Below are 23433 nucleotides of genomic sequence, written 5' to 3' on the forward strand. Positions count from 1 at the left end.
CCTCCTAACAATTGCCGGTATAGACATAGGATAAATACTTTCGCGCAATATCCGCAAATTCATAAATCACCGCAACCGGCGTAGCAGGTTCCACCGCCTGCCAACGAGGGAAATACCGGCTGATGTGCAGCGGCAAATCCGTAGAAATCGAAGCCAGCCATTTTGCCTCCGCTGCCATTTCTTCAGCGCTGTCGTTAAGCCCCGGCACAATAAGCGTCGTTACCTCCACATGGGTTGCCTTAGCTGCGGCGGCAATATTCTGCTTGACCGCCGCCAAACTGCCGCCGCAAACATCATAGACCTCCTGCCGCCAGCCCTTGAGGTCAATGTTAAATGCATCGACCAGCGGCAGCAGCTCCTGAAACGGCCCGGCGTTTATCATGCCATTTGTCACCAGCACGACCTTAAGGCCTGCCGCCCGCAAGAGTTTGGCCGTATCGCGCACAAACTCATAGCTGATAAACGGCTCATTGTAAGTAAAGGCCACACCAAGATTACCCGCAGGACGCGAGGCCAGTTCCTTTGCCAGCGCCACGAGCTCCGCCGGCGTTACGTCCTGCGTCGCAAAATCCGCTCCTGCCTGCGAAATCGTATGATTCTGGCAAAACGGACAGCGCAGATTGCAGCCAAAGCTGCCGACCGATAAAATGAAACTCCCCGGGTGGAACCGGGCCAGTGGCTTTTTCTCGATGGGGTCTAACGCCACCGACGTCAACCGGCCATAATTTTGCGGCACGATCTTGCCCTCGTGACAAATCCGCCCCCGGCACCAGCCCGTCTGCCCCTCGGCGAGCCGGCAGCCACGCGGACATAACGTACATACTACCTTATCCATCGCCATCCTCCTGCCACTTTTACCGATTCTGCTCAAACATCTCCCGACTTACCCAACAGACATTGCAAGGCCTCTCTTACCTCAAACAGCGGAATCTTCTCCTGCTCCAAGCGATTAGCCGCCACAGGTTGACTGTTCAAATATTGCCAGCAGTCCTGCTCTGCCTCAGTCAGCTCGTCCGGCATTACCAGCTCATTTCCCGTATCTGCCACCATGAAATGACGATACCTTGCCGCTATATCCTTCTCCATCAAGAATGATTTTACCTGCGGATATTTTTGGCGCACGCGTGCTAAAATCGCAAAACCATTGCGGTCCATATCGCCCCAGTACCATAGCTCAGGCTGATTTTTCAGCCAGGCAATTTCCTGCAACTCGCTCAAGATGCCATTGCCCGCCCCAAACAAAATCAAACCATCTTCCACCTCGGGGAATACATAGCCATTGATTTTGTTTTCGGTTATAAACACGCGGCTAAACGTCAACTTCAGCTTGGCCAACTGCTGGGCAGTGACAACGATTTCCCGCATGCCCGCAAATGTCTTGCGCGCATCGAGCGAACGCACATAGATATTAGGCGATGGAGCATTTTCCATAAGCGACAGTGCCTGACAGAAATCAGAAAATGTCCTGCCATCCTCCTCACGTACAGCAAAAAACACCGCCGCCGTAAGCTCTCGGTTCTTTTCGATAAACTTCGTATCGACGTACGGGATATCAAGCTCACGCAAATAACAATTCGTCTTGGACGTACCGGAAAAATACTTGGCCAGCTGAAAAACAGCATCAGCCATAGAAACATCCGCCAAGATTTTATCGCGTACCATGACGCAAGCCGGTATTACCGCTGGATATTCCGCCTTGATTTTTTCCACCCGCTGGCAAAACGCCTGGAATTTCTTCGCCTCGCCTAGATAGCAAAGAACATCTGCTGCCGAATCAAAGTGAATCCTTACGGGATAATCATGCTGGATGCCCAAACCTTTGGGCTTGCGGTTGGCTGTTTCCACCCGCCAAGGTGCCTTGGGCTGTTTCCAAAACGCTACCCATTCCGCCCGTTTATGCAGCTGCCCCACACTATTTGCAAGCTCCGCAGGCTCTGTCAATTTATAGGAACAAGTAAATGGTTCCTCCCGTACAGCCGTCAGCCAAAGCGCTGATAGTTTCCGGCCGTTCCGGCCCAATAGTTTGGCACGCAGCTCCTCATCATATGCCTTTGTCATTTTCCACCGGCTCTCTTTTCGTCAATCCATCACATAGCCTAAATACGCAAACACATTGCGCAGGGGTTCCTTATCGCGGATATCGAGCCAATCGTCGGGGCGGCTGTTATCGTCAATCAGTATCAGCAGATAATCAAGGACGATGCGCCGCGCGGCCCATAAGCCGACCTCCGAGGAAGTCAAACGCGTACCTGCCATGCGCACGGCAGCTGGCATATAGCTCTCCGCCATAATCAAATCTGCTAATACCGGCACCACCGCCTCAAGCTCGGTAAAAATCCGCCGGGGCTCCTTCTCATCGGGCTTTCCCCAGACGGGACTTTCCGCCACGATGCGATAAGCCATCCGCAGGGCATGCTGCTGGACAATGCGCTCCATCACCGTAAGCTCATCCTGCGCAAGCGCCTCCTGCATGGCGGCAAACCGCGCCTGCGGTTCGGCTTTTGTCCGCGCCATCGCCGCCAATCGCCGCTGACGGGCCGCTGAAAAATCTATTACGTCCATACTCTCTCCCTTAACGCTGAAATACCATGGCCAGCTGATAGCCAATATAGGCGGCTGATAAACCGAGCACGATACTGCCTACGACATTGACAGCGGCCAGGAAAAAGCTGTCACCGCGAATGAGCGTAAGCGTCTCCATGCTAAACGACGAAAACGTCGTAAAGCCGCCCAGGAAACCTACCGTCACTAACAGGCGCAGTGATTCGGGCAGCAGCTGTAGCGACTTTGCCAGTGGCAGCAACGCCCCGAGCACCAAGCCCATCAAGAAACTTCCGACCAGATTGACGATAAGCGTCCCCCACGGAAACATGCCGCCGAGCAGCATGCCAGCCATCGTCGTTACCCCATAGCGGCACATCGCGCCCAAGCCGCCGCCAATAAATACATAGAAATACGCCATTTTCTTCCTATCCTGCTTTCTATTATCCTGCAATACCTAGTCTTTTCCTAATTATACCATCTCTTGCCTGTTTCCACGAAAAAAGCTGGCACGATGCCAGCTTTTCTTCTCATGCGCCCAGCGCAAGCTTTTTTCTTTTTGCAGCTATTTCTAAAAAGTACGCATGAATGCGCAGGTCATGCGTGAGTTCCGGATGAAAGGCCATGGCCAGTTGATTGTGATACTGCACCGCCGTGATATGGCCCGCCGTTTCATTGAGCACCTGCACTTCCGTAGCAAGGCAAGCCTCGATATAAGGCGCGCGGATAAAGCGCAGAGGATAATCCCCAATCCCTGCGACAGCACCATCCGCGGCAAAACTTCCCAGCTGACGCCCATACGCATTGCGCCGTACCCGTACGGGCAGCGTTGCCAAAAGCGGCTTGTCATTGCTGACTTCTTCCGCCAGCAGGATAAGCCCCGCACAAGTCGCCATCACGGGCAGCCCTTGGATGATTTTCTGCCGCAGTGGCTCAAACAGTCCTAAGTCATGCAAGAGCTTTCCCTGAACGGTACTTTCGCCGCCTGGAATGATTATGCCATCGAGGTCATCGGTCAAATCTTTGCGCTGACGGATTTCCCGATAATCTGCCGCCAGCTCTTTTAACATCGCCTCATGTTCGTCAAAGGCTCCCTGCAAAGCCAGTACGCCAATCGTCATTTTCTCTGCCATCGTCTCACCTCTCATCGGCCACGCTCTGCCATAAGCAGCTGGATTTCATCGGCATTGATGCCGACCATGGCCTCGCCAAGATTTTCCGACAACCTTGCGATGAGCTCGGCATCTTCATAATTCGTGACCGCCTGCACGATTGCCGACGCCCGCTTGGCCGGATTGCCCGACTTGAAGATGCCCGAACCAACAAATACGCCCTCAGCACCGAGCTGCATCATCAGCGCCGCATCGGCTGGCGTTGCCACACCACCAGCGGCAAAATTGACTACTGGCAGTTTTTTATGTTCATGCACATAAGCCACCAAATCATAGGGAACCTGATATTTTTTGGCCGCCTCGAAAAGTTCATCCTCGCGCAGCGATGCAATGGCCGCCATCTGCTGATTGATTTTTCGCATGTGGTGCACGGCCTGCACGACGTCGCCAGTTCCCGGCTCGCCCTTCGTACGAATCATCGCCGCACCCTCACTGATGCGGCGCAGAGCCTCACCAAGGTCACGCGCCCCGCAGACAAACGGCACGGCAAACTTCCGCTTGTCGATATGATAGACATCATCGGCCGGCGACAACACCTCGCTTTCATCGATATAATCGATTTCAATGGCCTGCAGCAGCTGGGCCTCAACGATATGACCAATGCGGCACTTGGCCATGACCGGAATGCTCACAGCCTCCTGGATGCCACGAATCATCGCCGGGTCACTCATGCGGGCCACACCGCCCGCCGCGCGGATATCAGCCGGGATGCGCTCCAGCGCCATAACGGCACAAGCACCAGCCTCCTCGGCAATCTTTGCCTGCTCCGGCGTCGTGACATCCATAATTACGCCGCCCTTTAACATCTGGGCCAAATTCTTATTGAGTTCATAACGATTGCCAATACCTTCTGTTTTCTCTGCCATTGCCAAGTCTCCTTTGCGTTATCCAGAAATGAACGGAACACCCTTAGGATAGCGCTAAACTGACTATATAAAAATAACCAGAATAAAAATATAACAAAAGGCCAGATTCCACTAATTACTTGGAATCTGGCCATACTGACCTCTAGCCGAAAACAATAAACTTTATAATTCTTTAAAATATTGGTTAGCTGCTATAAATTACTATCAAAGATTATGCATGAACTCCGAGAAATCATCTACCGGCATAAACGAGGGGGGATGCTTCGGAAAATAAAAAAGCCCAACAAAAAATGTTAGACTTTTTTGATACCACAAGCGGTAATAAGGGTCTGTCGACAGTGACACTCGAAAGCCGTATGGCACTAAGCCTCTAACCCTTGTTTTTGAAAACCTTCGCCATTTTGGGGCAAAATCCTGCTGGTCGTGATTTTTTGTTTTGAAAATGCATTATTTTTCGTCTCCGTCCCTTGTTAATCAAGACTTCAGCGTGTCCACAAAAAAAATGAAAACCTCAACGGTAGTATGTGGGCTGCGGGGATGCCGAGGAGGTTTTCATTTTTTATCAGTAGACGTTATAAATCTTCATATGGTTCGTCTTCAAAGTATCGCACAAGATCCCTGGGAAAACTATTATAAAAGAGACTTAATCATCGCCAAATAACAAACTGCCAATTCCGCTGATAATTGCCTCTACGGCTAAAACAGAAGCAGCTGCGATGACAGCAGGGGCAGCGGCGGCTGCTTCTAGCACTGCAGCACCAGTGGCAGTGCTGGCAACCATGCTGCCAACGGCGCCGGCTCCATATCCAACTGCACCAGCTTTAACGGTATCAATGGCAATATCACCAGCAGCTTCACCAACTGTTTTGTTCCCCTTAGCAACGTCTACAATATTTCGCCCATATCCTGACAGGCATGGATTCCGTCGACGGCACGATAGATCTGACAAGAATTCTGCTGGAAGGTAACAGCGGCAATGTTTACATGATTTTTCTTAGCCATAATGGATACCTCCCTTCTTCTATTCGTTTTCTGTTGTTGGTTAGACTATATGGTATGGGGAGAATACATACGGTTAAACCGTAGATGATGCAAGTTTTAAATCGGAAAGTGTCTGGTTCAGGCTGTCAGCCAGATTGTCCATTTTTTGCCTGAATTCCTTAACTCTGCTTTCTACAGTATCTGCATCTTCATCATACTGAACTTTTGCAGATTGTGACTGCAAGTCAGCAATGATTTCATCGCCCTTTTTCTGTAAAGTAGCCTTTAGATTTTGAACGGATTCTTTTACCTGCGCATAGACAAATTCTCGTTCCTCTTCGGTGGTGCATTTAGCCATTGCCCACTGGGCATCATTGCGGATGTCATTTACCAGCATCTCCAAGGCCTGTTCCAGGGTTAATTTTCCTTTTTGAGCCTCATCATTGTCCGAATTCATGAAGTTTGCCAATGCCCAGCCTGCTAAGCCACCAATTACAAAATTCCAAATCATAGAAATTCCCCTTTTCTTGATGAGGGAGAGGTTATCTCCCTCCCTTCGTAAATAATTACTTTTTCATAGCACTCTCTACAGCATTTCCTACGGCATTGCCAATAGCCACCCCTGCTACCGTGCAGATCCCTGCAACAGCTATTGCCGGAATTCCTACAGCACCTCCCATAGCGGCAATACCGATACCTCCGATGGCACGTCCGACTGAAGCTCCAACTCCGCCACCAATTACTTTCTTCAGCATATTATTTTCCTCCCTTACTAAAAGTTCAGTTATCCCTTTCACTTTATATAACCGCTCCTGGAATCAGTTTTTGGCATTTTTGCGCTTAACTTTCGAAGAAGCTGGTTATTGCACTGCCCACCAGGAATGCAGCACCAATACTTGCAACGACAGGGGCTGCGCCTATTAAGAGTGCTCCTCCTGTGGTTCCGACTATAGCACCGCCTATACTGGTGGAGGCAATAGCGGTAACCGCTGTGCCTGTAGCCCCGGCAGCCAAACTTCCAGCTACGGCAGAACCAGCACCAGCAATGCCGCCTTTTGCCGTAGCTCCAGCAACGTCAATGACAGCATCGTCCCATTCTTTGTCTCCATTAACTACGTCGTAGATGGAGGTGGCGGCTTCAATACCACCACTTATGGCAGCTCCAGCAAAACCACCGGCTTTGGCAGCATTGCCCAAGGTTGCCAGCGTAGGCATTTGACCTAATCCTTTGCTGGCTATCCGACTGGTGGTTTTGCTGGATATCCCAGTGGATTGGACGCGCTGATTTGTTTTGCCGGCAGCATCGAGAACACGGTTGACTTCCCGAGTGGTCTCTTCTGTGCCGTATACTGTTGTTTTGTTGTACTTGCCCTTGATGATCTGATTGGCGGTTTTCCGTACGCCGTTGTTACTGATGGTGTCTTTCAACTGACCGTGCATTGCGATACGGCCACTACTGTTTTTGACGATAATATCTTTCATGGGGGCAGTAGTGGATTTCGTAAGTTGGGCGGTATTTCCATTGAAGGTATTGGCGAGATTGTACTTGTCGCAGAACATGATTTCATGGACATGACCTTTCAATTGCGGACAATGGCCTGCCCGATCAACAGCCCTGGCGATTACACTGGCCTCATAAACCTCATTGCCAATGCCGCCAGCCATACGAGATGCTTTTTTCGTATTCATGGTAAATTCTCCTTTTGTACATCGAAATGATTCTTCTACTTATATAAACTGCTCTTGGATAACAAATTTGGCAGTTTGTCCTGTAAAACTCGGATTTCAAGAGCAATTTTTTTAGAATTTTACCCAGATTGAAACATAAATTCTGTCAGCCAGAGTGTTATCGATGTTGGCCCCCCAGATGATACAGCTGCTATTGGTGCCGAGCTCTTCGTTTACGAATTCGCAGATTTCCTGAATTTCAAACATGCTGAGGTTATCTTCGCTGCCTGTAATATTCAGGATGATATATTTAGCGGCAGGAATGGGGGGGTTCATCATCCGCAGCTGTTTCAATGCCATTCTGGCAGCGGCGCATTTGTCAATCTGAGATTCACGCTCGCCGTAGCTAAAAGCAAAGCGGCCTTCCTCTGTGAACAGGAACCGGATGTCTTCAAGGTCAATATTTACAAGTCCCGGCTCCGAAATAAAGGATTGAATAGACTTGATGCTTTCTGCAATGTAGGCATATAATTCAGCTTCGTCTATGAAATACTGTGGATTTATCTGCATGAAGGAAGATGCTGATTCTGTCAGTTGAGCCGTTATGAGCATGGGCAGAAGCAATACCTTTTGCTCTTTGGCAGATTGGATTCCCTGCTGAAATTTTTCCCAGGCGTGTTCTTCCGTGGCATCGGCGACTAAAAAGCCAACCGTAGTGTCTGCCCAAGAGACAGGCAGAGTGGGATCTTCGGTTAGCAGACAAATCCCGCTACAGTTCAGGTATTGCTCCAGCAAAGCATGAGTTTTGCCGATACCGGCAATCTTCAAGGAAGCAGCAAGGATGGTTTCATCGAATGTAAACATGATTATCAATCCTCCGGTCAAAGTAATGATATGAATGATTCTCTCACTCTATATAACTGCTCCTGATAACAGATTTTGGCATTAAGGGCAAAAAAATACAGGTCATATTGACCTGTTGGTAAAAAATATTTGCTTTTTGATACCGCAAGCGGTAAGAAGGTACTGTCGACAGTTACGCTCGGAAGCCGCATGGCTCTAAGCGTCTAAACCCTGTTTTTGAAAACCTTCGCCATTTTGAGGCAAAATCCTGCTTGTCGCGAAATTTTTTGTTTTGAAAATGCATCATTTTTCGTCTCCAGCCCTTGTAAATCAAGGCTTCAGCGTGTCCACGGAAAAAACTGAAAACCTCAACGGTGGAATGCGGTCTGCGGGGGTGTGGCAGAGGTTTTCAGTTTTTTGGGATACGTATTCTGATATTGATTATTTATTCCTCACAGTATAGCATAAGCGTAATCCGATGTCATCTTCCTAATACTCACGAAACTGTACAAATTGAAAATAGGAGACCTTGCGGGATATGCCTCCCTGCTGCTCTTCGTGGGCAATACGCTCACTGCATGCCGCCAGGACTGGGATTCCCTTTTCTTTGAGTAATTTTACCAGCCCATAGGTATAGGTAAATTCTCCCTGACAGAGTACAGCAGATGGGTGCATTGCTAAAATCTGGGCAAATGATTTTTGGGTAAGTTCAGCGATTTGCTTTTTGGTATAGTTAACAGACAGTTCCGGGAACGCAAAATCCATGATAGGTCCGTAAGCGAGTGCAGCTTGCTTCTGTTCCGGCGACCAGCTGGCCGCCGGATGGTTGGTGTGGTTGATAAAAACGGCCATGATAATTTCCTCCTGTGTAGATTTTTAGCTGGCATAACGGCTGGCGTAGGTGGCTTCATCGAAGGAGTAGCGGGCAAAGACGGTACGGAAATCTTCAGCAAGCAGGTTGCCTACCACCTTATAATCTTCCGTTTCGTCATCGAGCAGCCGTCCCTGATTATCCACCATGATGTAAGAACGAGTCATATCATTTTCGGGAACGACGTCGCGGGAAACTTCGGCATGGCGAGCTACGAAACTGTCGAATTCAGCCTGATTGGTCAGCAGAGATGCATTATTGAAATTGTCGTGGATAAAGAGTTTCATGCGGAGCATTTTCCAGCGGTCAATGCTCAGTTCTTTGCCAATGGTGGTCAGGTCTTCGTCAGCGTTAAGGTTTGTAATGACGGTATTCAGCTTGATGCGGATGGAAGGATTGATGGAACGGGCAAGGGCGATAAGTTTGGACAGTTTTTCGTAGGTCAGTACTTCCTGGGATTTGTTGCAGGCACCTAGAGCTACGAGAGTCTCAGGATTGATGCTGTCAACAGAAATCCCCAGAGTTTCAAATTTAGCAAAGAGTTCAGGCGGCATAAGCGCCGGGTTCAGCATCAGGGAACCGTTGGTGATAATGGAAAGCTTGAACCCCTGCTCATAGGCGTAGTTGACGATTGCAGGGAAATCTTTGTGCAGGACAGGCTCGCCACCGGCGAAGTTGATGGCATCCACGATGCCGCTGTTCTTAAGATTATCGATGATATGTTTCCACTGATCCAGCGGCAAGTCATTATCGTGGTCGAAACGGGCGAAGCAGTATTTGCAGGCGTAGTTGCATTTCTGGGTGATGTGGAGATTCACTTTGTAAGTCATGATATTTACCCCTTTCCAACAGTTGATTATCTTTCTACTGTAATTAACAGCATTGGCTGTGGGAATTTGGCAATATCATGATTCTTTTTGAAAAAAAAATTACCGGATTATGCGGACCTGTCCCATTCCATGGGCAGTCCAGCGGCCAATACCGGCTAATTCGGCATAGGCGGCCAGCAACAGCAGGATGCTTTGGTACTCATCATCGACATGATTCAGACCATAGGTAAACTGACCGACAAATCCCCTGGCGCTGCGTTTGGGTGCGAAGTTCAACTTGCAGCTTCTCCCCTGCCATTCCAAGGGAACGATGGCTTTTGCCTCTTCACGGATCAGTTTAGCTGGCAAGTCGCCGGGCATATCGAGGGCAACCCATTTGTCTGCTAGTGAGCCAAAGACATATTCAGGCAAAGGCCAGGGAAAATCGTCGTTACCAGCTCTGAAGGTGGTAGCAGAATGAAATTTAAGGGATATGACAGATGGTGGTACACAGGAAAAACACTCTGCCAGCAGGTCTGTTGGTTCAATCAGCCCGGAATAAGCAGAGATTTCGGGATTGATGATTATACGGACAATTTCCAGCTGCAAATTTCCCAGATTCATAATATGACCAGGCTGCAGATTGAGAAATGCCTGTAATACATGATCCTGCAGGGCTGTCACGCGCCAACGCAACATGGTGCCCTCTTTGATATACAAACGATTATTGTTCGCCCGCAATGACTGTGGATATTCCAGCATAGCAGAGGTAAAAGGTTTGATGGACATTTCTTTATGGACATGGTCGGCTAAGGCTGGCGAGAAATCTTCCATAATCTTGAAGCATAAACCATGCAACTGTTGTCCGTGATGCAGCGGCAGGCTGTCACTATTTACTGCTTTTAATTCAAATACGATAGCACCAATCATTTTTTCCTCCTGGTTCATATGCTGTGAAAAATGCGCCGGTTGTATGGCCGGCGCATTATATGACATTAAGCTATTTTGGCATTAGCATCGATATACTCCTTCAACGCATATTTCATGTAAATGGGAAACTTTGTTATGGTCTTGTCCAGCTTTGGATTGCGATTCCAGTTTTTGAAGCTCAACACTTCTGTGATGGCTCGTCCCCAACAGAAGAAATCAAATACGCCTTTGGAGAATTTTTGTGAAAATAGATACATAGTCCCGAATTTAAGACTGGTCCAGTAAAAATGGATCATATCCGAGATATTTTTAATGATGATTTTTCCTTCCATGTTTATCCGTCCTTTCAAGGTTCATAATGATTGGTCCTTTATACTATATATAGCTTGTCATAGCCTATTGTTTTGGCATTATTGGTAAGTTATTTTTGTAGTAACTGAAAGAACGGGCAGAATCCCCTTATTTATTAGCTAAGTGCAACTGAGCGCCAATTCTAGTGATGATTATTTGGATGTATTTCATTTTTTTCCGCATAGTGTCTTGCTTTAAGCCTAGTTTTTCAGCCATCGCAGCACGATACTTCCCCTTCAGGAAAGCCTTTTCCTGAAGCATTTGCTTGCTGGCACTTTTCGCTATCTCATATTCTTCCAAATATTGGGGCGTCATTTCTTTTTGCTGCTGATAAAAGTCATAATCAATTTGTTCAATAGTAGATTCGTTGATATCAAACTCCTCTACTAGAACAATCATGCTCATGAATAATTGGAAATAGGGCAAATCGCTACTGGGCAAGAATTTAGTAACTTCTTCATACAAATCAAAGACACTTGCTGTCTGCTTATTTTTTTGGAAGTCGTTAAATAGCTGTTTTTCAACAATAGAAACTTTTTTTTCAGGATTTTTGTCCTTATCATATGCCGGTTCATCATAACTGGTTGCTTTTTTAAATATTGTATTATTATCATCAACGGAATACTCATCTTTGAGGTTGGACGTCCTTAATGAATATCGATTGATAAAAAGATTCAGAAAGAATTTTCCCTGCGACTTATATTGTCTTAAACACTCATCAAAGACTTTTATGAATTCTATACCATCGACTTTATGCTTCAAAGTAGATTTTGTATTAACAAACAAGTATTCTTCGATACGTGACATAATATCAAGCCGTAATTTTAATTGGCTGCGGCTGAGATGACTTTTATGAAATTCCTCAAAAGGAACAGATAGATTCTCCTGACGATATTTGCACAAGGGAAGAACGAGCGCCTCAATCTCTTTTGCTATTGTGGTATATTGATCGTCCACTTTTGACATATACAGTCAACTCCTTTCCTGCTTATCGATTAACCAATCATAAAGGAAAGAAGTTGATCCATTTCTTGTTTTTTGCCGGGAGTTGCCTGATTGACGATAGAGTTGATACGGAATAGTGTCGTTATGTCAATAATGTCAATGGTAGATGGAGCATCGTTATCGCCACGATAGAATTGGGCATAAATCATCTGTTTGATTTCTACATTCCGGCAAGCTTTGACTACATAGTTCATGGCAATAAACATGGCCAGTGTATAAGATTTCAGCCCGTAGGTCATATCGGCATAAATCTGATCGCCGTCCTGGATTAAGTCAGCTACTTCTTTCATAAAGGTGCTGAATGATAAGGAATCCAGGTAATCACGATCGGCATTGACATCGAGTTCATCCACGACAATAAATTCGCCCTTGGCATGGTGTTCATCCAATATCTGCTGCACTTCGGCTACAAGATGCTTGTAGTTCTCTTTTGGTGTATCGGTTTGGTTCATGCCGGTGATGATGACGATTTCATCATCCGCCGAGATGTTGGCATCTACCAGATAGGAAATGGGGAAAAGATACGGTTTATCCGCCAATTCAAGGTCACGGCTGCAATATTTAGATGGATTTTTAGTGTTAATAGGGTTAAGAATTACAGTGGATAAGAATATTTTTCTCATGATAATATGCTCCTTTTCAAAAAGCTGAAACAGATTGACGCTGTCATTACATAAAAATTCGTTGCATTTCAGGGGAAATCCTGCCATAAGAGACAATTATCACCTTCCCTCCGTGAGCGGGACAACATTGTGAAGTATTAATCGTCAAGAAACAGGCTGCCAATCACTGCACCGGCAATGAGGAATGGTACTGTCGTTACAAATACAGGGGCAGCTACAACAAGTAATCCCCCCCCCGCCTACTGCACTGGTGGCTGTAGACAGAATAGTGACTAAACAGATGGGATTATTCTTCGACATAAGGCAAGCATCCTTTCATTGTGGGTCGTATTGATTTTCTCTTACTATAAGTAACAGATTTACGAAATGAGATTTGGCACCGAACCAGAAATTTTGCATAAAAAAAGCCCACAAAAATGTTGTACTCGTGGTGTGATACTGCAAGCAGCAGAAGGGTGCTAACAACAGTAACATTTAGGAGCCGCATTGCTCTAGGCCTCCCAACCCGATTTTGGAAAACCTACGCCATTTGGGGACAAAATCCTGTTTAGCGTGTCCACGGGAAAAAATGAAACCCTCAGCGGTAGAATGCGGCCTGCGGGGGTGCTGGGAGGTTTTCAATTTTTGCTTCAGACCGTGGCGATTCATGGATATTATACACTAACGTTTATGTCGTGGTCATTATCAGGGAACAATACTTTTCCAGTGGTTCAAGGTGCCTGAAATCATTTCCCGGATCTCTGTGACAGAGGTTATATCTTCCGTATTGGCATGGTTGATCTGATTACGCTCCACCCTTATCTGGAAATATTCTTTCAGGCAGTTCAACATATCGTTATAACGTAAAGAACTTTTTAGCTGGCCATTCTTGTATAAGGCATGGTAGCGATTCATGTATTTCTGCCATTTCTCGTCAATATCCATGAATATTTCCGGCTTGGATTCCGTTTCTTTGCTTTCTTCCGTATAATCACTGGCTGGGATTTCAAACAATTCGTAAAGGACTTGAGGTGAAAGGACAGCCAAACTATTTAATGTTTTCTCCAATGTGGTATTCAGCAAGTAATCCATAAATGAACGTTTAAAATTGCTATTACGGCAATTAACATTATATATAGCATGGAAAACTTTCATCAGCATGGGATATTGATTTTCGAAAGATTGATATTTCATCTTTTTGCTTTTCAATAAGATGAAATCGTAATCCGCATTCTTTAATTCTTGGAAAAAAGCTGCCAACTGCGGATATCTTTCCACTTTCAATGTCCCGAAGTTCTTATTGCCGGAGCTGGCGGATAAAAAACTTGCTTTTAAGAGATCGGCTAAACTCATTGGCCGAGCTGAGCTGTTGTCCACTTCGATGCCTGTCTTGCTGTATACTGTGAGAAAATATTGTTGCCAGTTGCGGCCTGTTTTCCTGCCTTCCTGTTCACAGGCCAGAATAATTCCCGGGTTATCCGTATAGGCAATCTTATGTTTGACCAGATAGCCCGGCAGCCATTCGGTACAGAGCGTCATAGCCTGCTGCAGGAATCCTTTACGCTCACACCAACGGATGATGTCAAATTCCGTTGCCTCCCCTTCCAGTAAGGAACCATATTCATTTTTTAGGGTCATAATGATGCTGGCAAAGAGATTTTCCTGAAGCGTACTGCCATGATTTTCCTTGAATGCTTGTAAATATACATGGAGTGTCCGCAGTTCATCTTTGATGATGCTGGTTCGGCACATCTTGATGGCATCGGAGAAGCGTTGCATAGCTTGTAGCAGGTTATCCAAATCCTGTGTTTTGGGAGCATCTTGGAAATAGTCCTGCAATGTTTCGACACTGCCGAAGCGGACAAATTCATCTGCACCACTGATTAAGTTGAATAATCCCAGTAAGGATGTGGCATCAAATACCTTTTTTTTCGCCGGATCTGAATATAGCACTTTTCCCAGCTTAATGCCGTTGAACTGCAGCAGCTGCATAATCGCCAGCATCATCGTGGAATTGTAGCGGAAACCACCAGTCATGTCGGCATATAGGCGGATTTCAGCGTTTGGGTGCTCCTGAGCATAGTTCATGATACTGCCAGCAATTTCAGTAACATTCCGCATGGACTCCTCGATATTGTCGAGGTCATCATAGTAATTGAGCTCGATAATCTTGTCGGAAAGCCTGCTGTCTGCCTCGATCAACCGCTTTTTCAGAAAGTTGATATGGGTTACAATACCGTATTCCTCTGTTTTCGGTGCGTCAAAAGTTTTTACTTTTTCGCTGCAAACCAGAAAGACTCCTGCCAGAGGATTGTCAGCCAGCTGCCGCTGTACCGCTATGATAGCAGCTTCATTGGTCTGGATAGCGGTATAGGGCTGGCCGACAACATCGGAATAATGAATAGGCTCGGCGATATTTCTGTCCTGCACAAGGCTTACAAATGCCAGCATGATATTGAGAACATTTTTTTCTGCCATATGTATTTCATCTTCCTCTCAATTTATGCTTTTCTATTTCTTACCTTATCGATTACCCCAGCTGCCTCAGGCAAAATATTGCGCTTTTCAAAACGCTTATCCTCCCGATAACGGTCTTTCGTATCGCCATCCATCTGTGCGGTTGCCTTATCCCAGCCTGCCATTTTGGTGTTATTGTAGTCCAGCATAAGGCGAAGATTTTCTACAGCTTCATAATAACTTTCTGTCAACGATCCTGTACCAGCCTTTACTAAAGCCTCATATGCCGCTATATACTCGTCAGGTGCTTCCTCTTGCTGGGATTCATGCCACCCATCATTATCAAACAGCGTCTTGTAACGACTTCCATCTTCAAGAAACAAGGTTGCTTTGATGCGAATGCTGCCTAATCCGATACTCTTGCCCATGCCAATTTTGTAAACAATATCTTCATTCTTCTTGCCTAATTTGAAAATAAGCATTAGGGCGCCTAGTTCCTCCTTAGTAAGGTCATGAAAGTGAATACTGCCTTCAAATTTCGTGCCGGGTGCTAAAGGTTCGATTTTTCTGGCGAGAGGTGCTTTGCCTTTGAACACATTATCACGGCTCAGTTCCAGTTCCTTGGCCGTCGCATGCCAGTTATGGTTAGGCTTGTTATGCCAATAAAATTTATAGCCCCGCACTTCGGCAGCGGGATGATCCCAATGCACCAGCTGATCTTTCTGGTTCTGCTTCAGATAAAGCTGAAAAGCTGTGGGATTTGGCTGCATCAAAATACGCGATTCCGCCGATTTCAGCGTTTCAACCTTTTGCAACGGTACAGCATCATCAAAGGTCACGCGGGATGCCCAGGATACATCCTTGCGGCTTATACCAAATACTGCACTAGCAAAGTCAATCTTATCTTTCGAATAATGCACCTGCTGCGGAACTGCCTCCATAATACTGTTGTCATAGGGAATACGATAAGATTGGCCATGTCCAAAAGACTTCACATTCCCTGCATCATCTAAAAAGAAAAAACAAGGAGCAATAAAACCATTCTTATCTTTAATTTTGAAATTCTTTTTTCGCACTTCCTTCATTAGGTCAACACCACAACGATTTTTGTCTCCTTGATAGGATTCGATTACCGAGTCAGGAATCGGGTACCTTTTTGACGTATCAATATCATCTATTGACATATATTTGTAATACTGTTTTCCCCAGCCAGCCCTTTCTGCTGTTGTCGCTTTTTCCAATTTTTCTTGAGAGCGCTTTAATTTATCCGTACTAAGCAATCCTATCTGAACATAGGCTGTATGACCATCCCAGCGTACTGAAGAATGTTTGATATCTCTGTCATTTAATTTAAAGTCATACATATACTTCCAAATTGGAATGGAGCGCAGCTTATTAGGTAGGAGAGAATAGATGTGCCATTTGTTACCTTGCTTGAACAAAAAACCAGGCTTGGCATTTTTTTTCACATGTCCATTTTCCATGGAGGTCATATAATCTGCATACTTTTCATGAAGCTTGGCAAAAAACGGCATTTTACTCTTTGGTGCCATCAGGCAACGATAGTAAAGATGTGTGTTCTTGAGGTCTTCCTCGCTCTTCCAACTGCCACAGGTTACGATTTTATACAGGTTCTTTACCATCCCCCGCAAGGAGCTGCCTGGAATGATCGGTTTCCCTCCTGGGGCAAAGAATTTGTCATTCTCGCCACCACCAATAAATACGGGAGTAATTGTCTCGATTGCCAGTTCAATATGCCCATTGAGGTTGGCCTTTTCTGCCATGTAGGTACGAAATGCTGCGGATACCGGATCTTCTTTCTCTGCTGCTAGTTCTTCTTTTTTATCCAGATAGATCTGCAATTGTGAAACCAACACTGCCTTTGGCAGGGGGATAAAATTATATGGTGCGGTAGCAATCATTGGGGGAAGCACCTCCGGAGACAAATCTAACGCCTCGCCATAAGGAAGCTGCTTGGAAGATGTTTGGCGGTAATTCCCATTTGGATGACCAAATCCTTGCCTGTTATGGAAATTTCCTTTTGTTGCTGATTTCTTTTCTTTCTCTGTACTCTTGTTTTTTCCCATGCTGTCTTTGCGAAGACTATCAATCTGTTCCTGGGTAATGAATCCTTTAGCCAAAAGTTCATCTAACATCTTCGGATCTATGTCCGCTATATTAAGCCCCATAACATTTACACCTCCTTCAGCGCATCAATGGAGACAAAACGCTGATCTGCATACCCTGCCAGTCCAGTGGTACGGTCATAGCCTATATAGTTACGGGTAGTCAGACCATAATATTTGCCGCCTTTGCTTCCCTTAGAAACAGGAATATTCAGTGTGAGCTTGCGGGAAGCATCCTTGAGCTCAATATACATGTCTCGATCTGTCACTGACTCCGGACTCTCGCATTCTCCCCAGAATCGTGAAAAACTGTCGATCACTTCCTGCGGACTACCGCTGTCATCATCACAAATATAGCGCCCTTCAAAGTATTCATCAACCTGCAGTAGATGAACTTCCTCCTGTGCATTAAAGACACGCATTTCTATAATATCTGCTATTTCCACCTGATTGTTCTGCAGGGTCAGCTTTGCTCCATCCCAGCATCCGAAGGTAACGGCATGCAGTGCCCATACCACTAAGCAGGCAGGTGCTTTTATTTTTTTCGCCAGCAGTTCTGTTAATGCCGACTCATTTCGCTCGATATGGACCAGCGGCATTCTGCTGCTGCAAATGTCCTGTTTTTGTAATTTATTTTTTGCCAACTCAAAGCCCATCTTCATGCCTCCTTTCGTTGCAGCGCCGAAGCATAATCTGCCAGTACAGAAGAATCCCCAACAACCACTCTGCCGTTTTCCTCCAGTACAAATCTATCCTGCTTATACTGAATTTCTGCCCGGATTCCCTTGAGCCTGCCCCGGCCAATACTCGTTTCTCCGCCCAGAGCCAGTTCTCCCTGCCAGAGATCCTTCAGCAGGAACAGTGCCAGCCCGACTTCCGCTTCTGTGGCGTTGCGAATGGTAAAACGGATTTTTACTGTGCCGACAGAATTGTCCTCTTGATAGAGAGGCTGGGTATTCAGCAAGGCATTGCCCAGTACGCCCCTGGTAAACCTGTCGATGCGATTGCGGGTAACAATCGGTTCTCTAAGCTGTTCCGGATGTTCTTCCAAATAACTTTCTTCCACAATAAAGCGGCTCTTAATGCGCCCTTCCGTCGCAGACTTGACATTTTTATCTTCATCACCTGCACATCCCATAAGGCTGTCCAACATTTTTGATCTGTGTCCCAGTTCACGCAGGATACAGGATGCCCGATGCCGCAACACGCCTTTGATAGTGGAGCCGGGGATAACAGCTGCTTCTCCGCTATGCTTCATGACAGCAATCTGCTTTCCTTCCCTGCTAATCTGATAATCCCGTACCAGTAGGGAGGAGCACAGGGCAAAGGTGGCGGATATAACAAAAGTATCCGGAGCTTCAAGAGGCATTGAGCCGATTTCCACCAACTGAACAGAGGCGTCTGTTGCGGCTGGCTGGTCTGTGCCCAACCATGCCAATACATCCTTAGAATTGTGAAAATCATAATAGCCAAGTACCGGACTTACAAGATGCGTCCGCCCCATTCCCTTTGATGTGTTAGCACCAAGATGTATGCCGGCTGCCAACCGGTCACGCAGAAAACATATACTGTCTTTTACGTCGCCTCTAATTTTATCTGTGCCTTCAGCCAGATGAAACGCCCGCAGGGTAAACACGAGACGCAATGCGGCCTCTGCTCCCCGTTCAATGGCTTCATAATCGTATTTTCTTCCCTGCATGGCCGAACCTTTATATTCGTCTATGCATACACCATCCCGAAAGATCTGCTTGCTTTCCTTGAAAACAATATCTTCTGCCTGTATGGTGCTTTGCATTGTCTCCAGACTTCCGAATATCTCCTCCACCATTTCTGGCGATTGGCTCCCCAGCAAGTCACGCAGGACCCCCACCAAAGAAGTCCCCGGTATGAAGGCCTCGCCCTCCGCATTTCTTAGGACATGAATATCCTTGCTCCTTGCCGCAGCCATAGAAGCTGTACCATCTCCCACCAAAAGCGGGGCATCCAGCTTCAATGTACCTTCAAGGACGACCTTGCCGACAAGCTGTTCATCATGTTCTTTTATCTTCATGCTGAGGCCTCCTTATTTTTTTTCTTGCGGGCAAAATAGCATACCCAATACCAATACTCGTAATAGAACTCCCCATCACTAAAGTTAAAGTCCTGTTGCTTGAGGCCCACGTCCTGCATCAAATCTTCCAACGTGGCTTCCTTCTCTTTTTCCCGGCCACCAATATCCTGCATAATATTGTGCAGCTCTTCATACGGCTGAAGGGCTGCCTTCGTAAAATAATCCTTCAGCTGCTGATTATGCAGAGATACCATCTGAAGCCGCTCTACAAAAGGCACCAGATGCTTGTCCTTTTTCTCACGCACCAAATTATCATTATGCTGCTGAAGACTCTGCAAGGATGTTTCCATCGCTGTACGTAGAGAGCCATTTTCCTGTTCCTTTGCCTTTTCCAGTAGCTGCAAAAGACGTGCAAAGAAATGCGTCGAACCAGCAGGAATGTACATATCCTGCACATCCTTATGTGCATACAAACGAATCTGCTCCAGGATGCGCCTGCTAATGATCTGTTCGACTTGCTGCTTGACGGTTTCCGGAATACTCGGCATTTCGCATATCGCTTTGTTCTTGTTCTTGTCAGCCAACCGAATGGACTGCCACGGCCACACCCTGAGCTGCCCAAAGCCTTCAGCTCGCCGCATACCTATTCCTTCATAGAGTAAAGCCCCCAGACGAACAAGGTCTTCCTCGGTCCAGTCCGAATCTTTTTGCAATGCAAATACGGAGCCTGCTGCCAGGCCAAAACATTTTGGCTGCTTCATCGACCAAATACCAACAAACTTCTCTACTTCTACCGGCGAAGCATAGATCTCCTGCAGGGAAAAACCATTGCCCATGTGCTCAATAAGCGGCTGCAAAAGCTCCTTTCCATCAGGAATGCCAAAATCTGCACAAGTTCCATTGGCTTTGACGGGAAGATAAGACGTATCAAAGCGCAGAAGGATTTTACGTTCACGAATGGCATCCGTCCCAATAGAGGGACAATTTTCCATATTACCAAAGCGTAGCAGACACTGACCATACTGGGTAAAATGAGAGCGGCCAATATGGCAGGTAATGCCATCTGCCGTAACATCGAGGCCATCTTGGAGCGCAGTCAGATCTGCTTCTGTTCCAACAATCGAGCCAATGAAGGACTGCCCTGCATCAATTGACTCATAGTTAAAAATACCACCATCATCGCTCTTACCTGCCAGACGCCTTTTCCCTTCACTTCGATTCATATGCAGCATCAGATTTGTCCGTACCTGCACTCCCTGCAGGCCATTTTCTGTTTCTACAGCCAAACCACGGAAGGATTTGAACCCATCCTTTCGATTATCTAGCGCAATTTGCAACAGATCCTGTACCTGAGGTAAAGCAGCGCCACCATGACTTTTCTCTTTCTGTAGTGAAAGCGGCAAAACAAAGGCACGCTTTCCTGCCATGGCCGGTTGCGCATCCACAAAGCGTAAAGCATCGAAAAACAAATGACGAAAGTTCGGATTCCGATGGGCTTCTTTTCCCAGCCCCTGTTGGTTACAGTAGCGTGCTGCCAACACTCCCCGCAGGATCGAGCCGGAAATCGTCTTCCTGGTTTCTGTCATTACCGTAGCATTATTTGCAGCGGTCAGAATCAATGGTGAATACGTTTCGATAAAAACAGGCAGTCGTTTCATCCGGCCTGCACCTCCTTCAATATCGACCTGGCTGTACGCTTTTCATTTCCTGCTTCTTGAAAATCGCAGCGGATTCTGCCAAAGCCTCTATTCCGCTTCAATCCGGCTGTACGAAGATTACAGCAGGCTGCCGCCAGCAAAACAAGATACTTCTCTGCCTCTTCTCCTTCCAGGCCTATCACCCCGGAGAATTTCACACCAGCTTTGACGACTCGCATATTGTGCAGCGAACCTTTAAAAGCCACACCATTTTCCAGTTTGGTCTGATACCGCAGAGAAGTATACTGCTGAAGAACATCCGCAGGCTGCAGGAACTCCTTATATTTTGCCTGCAAGGCCTTCCAGGCCGTTTGCAAGGCTGGATAACCAGCTTTATCATGAAGATAAAGATTGGGCACAATGAGCTGGACATGGCTTTCATTTTCCTCATGATGAAAAAGTCCATCCAGCGGCATATTGGTAAGCGCTGTAATTTTGCTCAGCTGTCCCATTTCACAGACTTCCACAGCGCTCTCGTATAAAAGTCCTTTCAGCCTGCGTGCCGGGAAATAGGGCATACCATATGCATCATGAATCACTTCCGCATCCACATTGACATCAGCCTGTCCGGAGCCCAGATGGATAGGAGACAGAACTTCTACAGAAAAATTCAGTTTCATGGTCATCCCTCCTCGTATAAGAAATCCATCAGCTCGACAGCATCAATATAAGGTGTTTCGCCACCACTCCACAGGGCGTTTTCTTCCTGACGAAATGCATCCCAAGCTTCAATTTCGGGCAAATCCTGTTTCATGTGAGCTAGTTGCGCCAGAAAACGATTGATTTCTGCCGGCCCATGCTGCAGGACGAATCTCAATTCCTTTGCTTTGCTGCGTGCCATACAGCCTACGCCCTTGGCGGTATGTTTTCCCTGATGGAATTGGCGGACTGCTTCAAGCAGATTCTCTATATCGTGGCGATGATCACGCAAGGCTCCACCTTCCTCGTGTCCTATCTGATAAGGGCCAAAATGCATGCCTCCCTCGCCACCGGCACCGGAATATTCCTGCCTGCGAATCTGCTCTAAGGTCGGGGCTTGCTCTCCATGCAGAATGGCAAAGTCCAGCCAGCTTGTCCCCGGCGCATCGGGATGATCCTGTTTTTTCCTGCGCATTCGCTGTTTTGCCGCCTCACATAACTGCTCGGCTAGTTCGTAACCGCGGAAAAACGGATACGTTGTCTTTAAAATGGCTATGCCACCGCAGGAGTCCATGCGTCTGGCAGCCGCTGCATCTATGCCTTCAACTGAATTTTCATCCAACAGATATTCCATAAACCGCTTCACATAGGAGATGGCCATTTTGGCGGGACAGACAAAGGTCACATCATCCCCACCAAGTATGATTGGCCGAATTGGCAGGTAAGGTCGTCCCTGCTCATCCTTTTTCTGCCGACCACCAAGATCCAGTGCATGCTGTTCCATATAATTGCCATATTCTGCTCCAATGCTTTCCAACAGGTGAATAAAGCAGCCCCATGTCTTGCGGCGTACGTTTTCAGAGAGTCTGCTGCGCTCCGACTGGGTACGGCAGGCACGGAATTTCTCCCCCATATTGTTGCCATCAATATGCACAATGGCAAAATAATTTTTCTCCCGCTCGATCTGCCCCAGCTCGTCTATCTCCAGAGGAAAAGCAAAACGGCGGCAGATAGGAGAATATTTTGAAATTTCCTCTTCCAAAGCCATATTGGCCTCATGAGCCGCTTTGGCTTTAACTGCTGCTTCCTGTGAACAAAAGCGTTGTCCTCGTTCTTCAACCTTGACTATACTGCCATCAGGGTCATAATAATTTGCAGTTTCGCCATTGATGGGACAGGTAAGTGTCAAGCCTGTATAAGGTATACTGACCACCGGAAAAACATGATTCTGCACCAGCTTCAGCTGTTGAAACAATGCCTTTAGATCAGTCTGGAATTCTTCATTGGACAGCCTAAGCGTGCCACAGGCAGCTCCTAGGTGAAGCCCTGGAATCTCTACCAGTACCAATGCAGAAAAGCGACGAACAATCTGAATCAGTTCTTCATGTGTCACATCCCCACTGAAAAGCAACAGGGCATTCCCCCCACCATTGGCCGCCACAACACACTGCCGCTTTCCCTGCAAATTCTCAATTGCCAGTTCATTGTGCCAGCTGTCCTTGTCCACCTCAAGATTTGTCTTTTCATCTTCCAACACATTCATAAGCTGCTTATCAAAAACATGGTCAACGAGATAGGATGCTCCAATATTGGTCTTTAACCGATTGCCTGAAAAGATAAACCTCTGAATGGAGCGTGTATCGAATAATAGCGCCTGAACCGCGTCCATAAACCTTCCTCCCTCCACCAATATGAGTGAGCAATATATAATTTCTAAATTCCCCCTGTGATTCGAAATTTCCTTCCCGAACCAATGTAAATATTCAAATATTATGTCTATTGTCCCCTGCAACATTGCTGTTGCAAAGGACAATAGACGGGAATG

At 46.7% G+C, this 23433-nt stretch carries 24 protein-coding genes; all 24 read right to left on the reverse strand.

Features of this window, described 5'->3' with window-relative positions:
• Positions 1-4: 4 nt before the first annotated feature.
• The gene (gene amrS / locus FZ040_RS06750) at positions 5-835 is read right to left on the reverse strand and encodes an AmmeMemoRadiSam system radical SAM enzyme (RefSeq protein ID WP_222930949.1); all 831 of its coding nucleotides are present in this window, start codon (positions 833-835) and stop codon (positions 5-7) included.
• 32 nt (positions 836-867) lie between these two features.
• Positions 868-2058 (reverse strand): Wadjet anti-phage system protein JetD domain-containing protein, encoded by a 1191-nt coding sequence (locus FZ040_RS06755; RefSeq protein ID WP_149171306.1) that lies wholly within the window; start codon positions 2056-2058, stop codon positions 868-870.
• Positions 2059-2079: 21 nt separating this feature from the next.
• On the reverse strand, positions 2080-2562 hold the full coding sequence (locus FZ040_RS06760; RefSeq protein WP_149171307.1) for a hypothetical protein: 483 nt from the start codon (positions 2560-2562) through the stop codon (positions 2080-2082).
• Positions 2563-2572: 10 nt separating this feature from the next.
• Positions 2573-2962: a fluoride efflux transporter CrcB gene (gene crcB, locus FZ040_RS06765; protein ID WP_149171308.1), complete on the reverse strand. Its 390-nt coding sequence runs from the start codon at positions 2960-2962 to the stop codon at positions 2573-2575.
• A 109-nt stretch (positions 2963-3071) separates the two neighbouring features.
• Positions 3072-3674, reverse strand: coding sequence for a pyridoxal 5'-phosphate synthase glutaminase subunit PdxT (pdxT, locus tag FZ040_RS06770; RefSeq protein ID WP_222930950.1), 603 nt, complete (start codon positions 3672-3674; stop codon positions 3072-3074).
• Positions 3675-3685: 11 nt separating this feature from the next.
• A complete protein-coding gene (pdxS, locus tag FZ040_RS06775; RefSeq protein WP_149171309.1) occupies positions 3686-4579 on the reverse strand; it encodes a pyridoxal 5'-phosphate synthase lyase subunit PdxS in 894 nt (297 codons plus the stop codon).
• A gap of 643 nt (positions 4580-5222) precedes the next feature.
• The gene (locus FZ040_RS06780) at positions 5223-5528 is read right to left on the reverse strand and encodes a hypothetical protein (RefSeq protein WP_149171310.1); all 306 of its coding nucleotides are present in this window, start codon (positions 5526-5528) and stop codon (positions 5223-5225) included.
• Between the two features lie 126 nt (positions 5529-5654).
• Positions 5655-6071 carry a hypothetical protein gene (locus FZ040_RS06785; RefSeq protein WP_149171311.1) on the reverse strand — a complete coding sequence of 139 codons (417 nt, stop codon included), beginning with the start codon at positions 6069-6071 and terminating at the stop codon, positions 5655-5657.
• A 55-nt stretch (positions 6072-6126) separates the two neighbouring features.
• Positions 6127-6315, reverse strand: coding sequence for a hypothetical protein (locus FZ040_RS06790; RefSeq protein WP_149171312.1), 189 nt, complete (start codon positions 6313-6315; stop codon positions 6127-6129).
• An 85-nt stretch (positions 6316-6400) separates the two neighbouring features.
• The gene (locus tag FZ040_RS06795; protein WP_149171313.1) at positions 6401-7249 is read right to left on the reverse strand and encodes a hypothetical protein; all 849 of its coding nucleotides are present in this window, start codon (positions 7247-7249) and stop codon (positions 6401-6403) included.
• A gap of 111 nt (positions 7250-7360) precedes the next feature.
• Positions 7361-8092 carry an FtsZ/tubulin family protein gene (locus FZ040_RS06800; RefSeq protein WP_149171314.1) on the reverse strand — a complete coding sequence of 244 codons (732 nt, stop codon included), beginning with the start codon at positions 8090-8092 and terminating at the stop codon, positions 7361-7363.
• 468 nt (positions 8093-8560) lie between these two features.
• Positions 8561-8923: a CRISPR-associated protein gene (locus FZ040_RS06805; protein WP_149171315.1), complete on the reverse strand. Its 363-nt coding sequence runs from the start codon at positions 8921-8923 to the stop codon at positions 8561-8563.
• Between the two features lie 24 nt (positions 8924-8947).
• Entirely contained in the window at positions 8948-9772 is an 825-nt protein-coding gene (locus tag FZ040_RS06810; protein WP_149171316.1) for a viperin family antiviral radical SAM protein, read from the reverse strand.
• Between the two features lie 99 nt (positions 9773-9871).
• Positions 9872-10681: a CRISPR system precrRNA processing endoribonuclease RAMP protein Cas6 gene (cas6, locus tag FZ040_RS06815; RefSeq protein WP_187620268.1), complete on the reverse strand. Its 810-nt coding sequence runs from the start codon at positions 10679-10681 to the stop codon at positions 9872-9874.
• 65 nt (positions 10682-10746) lie between these two features.
• A complete protein-coding gene (locus FZ040_RS06820) occupies positions 10747-11013 on the reverse strand; it encodes a hypothetical protein (RefSeq protein ID WP_149171318.1) in 267 nt (88 codons plus the stop codon).
• Between the two features lie 127 nt (positions 11014-11140).
• Positions 11141-11998, reverse strand: a complete 858-nt coding sequence (locus tag FZ040_RS06825) for a hypothetical protein (protein WP_149171319.1) — start codon at positions 11996-11998, stop codon at positions 11141-11143.
• 29 nt (positions 11999-12027) lie between these two features.
• Entirely contained in the window at positions 12028-12576 is a 549-nt protein-coding gene (locus FZ040_RS06830; RefSeq protein ID WP_187620269.1) for a TM1812 family CRISPR-associated protein, read from the reverse strand.
• A gap of 768 nt (positions 12577-13344) precedes the next feature.
• Positions 13345-15117, reverse strand: a complete 1773-nt coding sequence (locus FZ040_RS06835) for a TM1812 family CRISPR-associated protein (protein ID WP_149171321.1) — start codon at positions 15115-15117, stop codon at positions 13345-13347.
• Between the two features lie 23 nt (positions 15118-15140).
• A complete protein-coding gene (locus FZ040_RS06840; RefSeq protein ID WP_149171322.1) occupies positions 15141-17285 on the reverse strand; it encodes a TIGR03986 family type III CRISPR-associated RAMP protein in 2145 nt (714 codons plus the stop codon).
• 5 nt (positions 17286-17290) lie between these two features.
• The gene (gene csx19, locus FZ040_RS06845) at positions 17291-17878 is read right to left on the reverse strand and encodes a type III-D CRISPR-associated protein Csx19 (RefSeq protein WP_149171323.1); all 588 of its coding nucleotides are present in this window, start codon (positions 17876-17878) and stop codon (positions 17291-17293) included.
• A 2-nt stretch (positions 17879-17880) separates the two neighbouring features.
• Complete coding sequence (locus tag FZ040_RS06850; RefSeq protein WP_149171324.1) at positions 17881-19272, reverse strand: RAMP superfamily CRISPR-associated protein; 1392 nt, start codon at positions 19270-19272, stop codon at positions 17881-17883.
• Positions 19269-20930 (reverse strand): hypothetical protein, encoded by a 1662-nt coding sequence (locus tag FZ040_RS06855; protein WP_149171325.1) that lies wholly within the window; start codon positions 20928-20930, stop codon positions 19269-19271. The genes FZ040_RS06850 and FZ040_RS06855 overlap by 4 nt, the downstream gene beginning before the upstream one ends.
• Positions 20927-21589: an RAMP superfamily CRISPR-associated protein gene (locus FZ040_RS06860; RefSeq protein WP_149171326.1), complete on the reverse strand. Its 663-nt coding sequence runs from the start codon at positions 21587-21589 to the stop codon at positions 20927-20929. Before FZ040_RS06860 ends, FZ040_RS06855 begins: the two co-directional genes overlap by 4 nt.
• Before the next feature lie 2 nt (positions 21590-21591).
• Positions 21592-23277 (reverse strand): Cas10/Cmr2 second palm domain-containing protein, encoded by a 1686-nt coding sequence (locus FZ040_RS06865; protein WP_149171327.1) that lies wholly within the window; start codon positions 23275-23277, stop codon positions 21592-21594.
• Positions 23278-23433 lie beyond the last annotated feature (156 nt).

The sequence above is a fragment of the Pseudoselenomonas ruminis genome (genome assembly GCF_008271295.1).
Classification (GTDB): domain Bacteria; phylum Bacillota; class Negativicutes; order Selenomonadales; family Selenomonadaceae; genus Selenomonas_A; species Selenomonas_A ruminis.

Coding starts and splice junctions, on each gene's coding strand:
- amrS (WP_222930949.1), bottom strand. CDS start 835: ATGGATAAGGTAGTATGTACGTTATGTCCGCGTGGCTGCCGGCTCGCC.
- FZ040_RS06755 (WP_149171306.1), bottom strand. CDS start 2,058: ATGACAAAGGCATATGATGAGGAGCTGCGTGCCAAACTATTGGGCCGG.
- FZ040_RS06760 (WP_149171307.1), bottom strand. CDS start 2,562: ATGGACGTAATAGATTTTTCAGCGGCCCGTCAGCGGCGATTGGCGGCG.
- crcB (WP_149171308.1), bottom strand. CDS start 2,962: ATGGCGTATTTCTATGTATTTATTGGCGGCGGCTTGGGCGCGATGTGC.
- pdxT (WP_222930950.1), bottom strand. CDS start 3,674: ATGGCAGAGAAAATGACGATTGGCGTACTGGCTTTGCAGGGAGCCTTT.
- pdxS (WP_149171309.1), bottom strand. CDS start 4,579: ATGGCAGAGAAAACAGAAGGTATTGGCAATCGTTATGAACTCAATAAG.
- FZ040_RS06785 (WP_149171311.1), bottom strand. CDS start 6,071: ATGATTTGGAATTTTGTAATTGGTGGCTTAGCAGGCTGGGCATTGGCA.
- FZ040_RS06790 (WP_149171312.1), bottom strand. CDS start 6,315: ATGCTGAAGAAAGTAATTGGTGGCGGAGTTGGAGCTTCAGTCGGACGT.
- FZ040_RS06795 (WP_149171313.1), bottom strand. CDS start 7,249: ATGAATACGAAAAAAGCATCTCGTATGGCTGGCGGCATTGGCAATGAG.
- FZ040_RS06800 (WP_149171314.1), bottom strand. CDS start 8,092: ATGTTTACATTCGATGAAACCATCCTTGCTGCTTCCTTGAAGATTGCC.
- FZ040_RS06805 (WP_149171315.1), bottom strand. CDS start 8,923: ATGGCCGTTTTTATCAACCACACCAACCATCCGGCGGCCAGCTGGTCG.
- FZ040_RS06810 (WP_149171316.1), bottom strand. CDS start 9,772: ATGACTTACAAAGTGAATCTCCACATCACCCAGAAATGCAACTACGCC.
- cas6 (WP_187620268.1), bottom strand. CDS start 10,681: ATGATTGGTGCTATCGTATTTGAATTAAAAGCAGTAAATAGTGACAGC.
- FZ040_RS06820 (WP_149171318.1), bottom strand. CDS start 11,013: ATGGAAGGAAAAATCATCATTAAAAATATCTCGGATATGATCCATTTT.
- FZ040_RS06825 (WP_149171319.1), bottom strand. CDS start 11,998: ATGTCAAAAGTGGACGATCAATATACCACAATAGCAAAAGAGATTGAG.
- FZ040_RS06835 (WP_149171321.1), bottom strand. CDS start 15,117: ATGGCAGAAAAAAATGTTCTCAATATCATGCTGGCATTTGTAAGCCTT.
- FZ040_RS06840 (WP_149171322.1), bottom strand. CDS start 17,285: ATGGGGCTTAATATAGCGGACATAGATCCGAAGATGTTAGATGAACTT.
- csx19 (WP_149171323.1), bottom strand. CDS start 17,878: ATGGGCTTTGAGTTGGCAAAAAATAAATTACAAAAACAGGACATTTGC.
- FZ040_RS06850 (WP_149171324.1), bottom strand. CDS start 19,272: ATGAAGATAAAAGAACATGATGAACAGCTTGTCGGCAAGGTCGTCCTT.
- FZ040_RS06855 (WP_149171325.1), bottom strand. CDS start 20,930: ATGAAACGACTGCCTGTTTTTATCGAAACGTATTCACCATTGATTCTG.
- FZ040_RS06860 (WP_149171326.1), bottom strand. CDS start 21,589: ATGAAACTGAATTTTTCTGTAGAAGTTCTGTCTCCTATCCATCTGGGC.
- FZ040_RS06865 (WP_149171327.1), bottom strand. CDS start 23,277: ATGGACGCGGTTCAGGCGCTATTATTCGATACACGCTCCATTCAGAGG.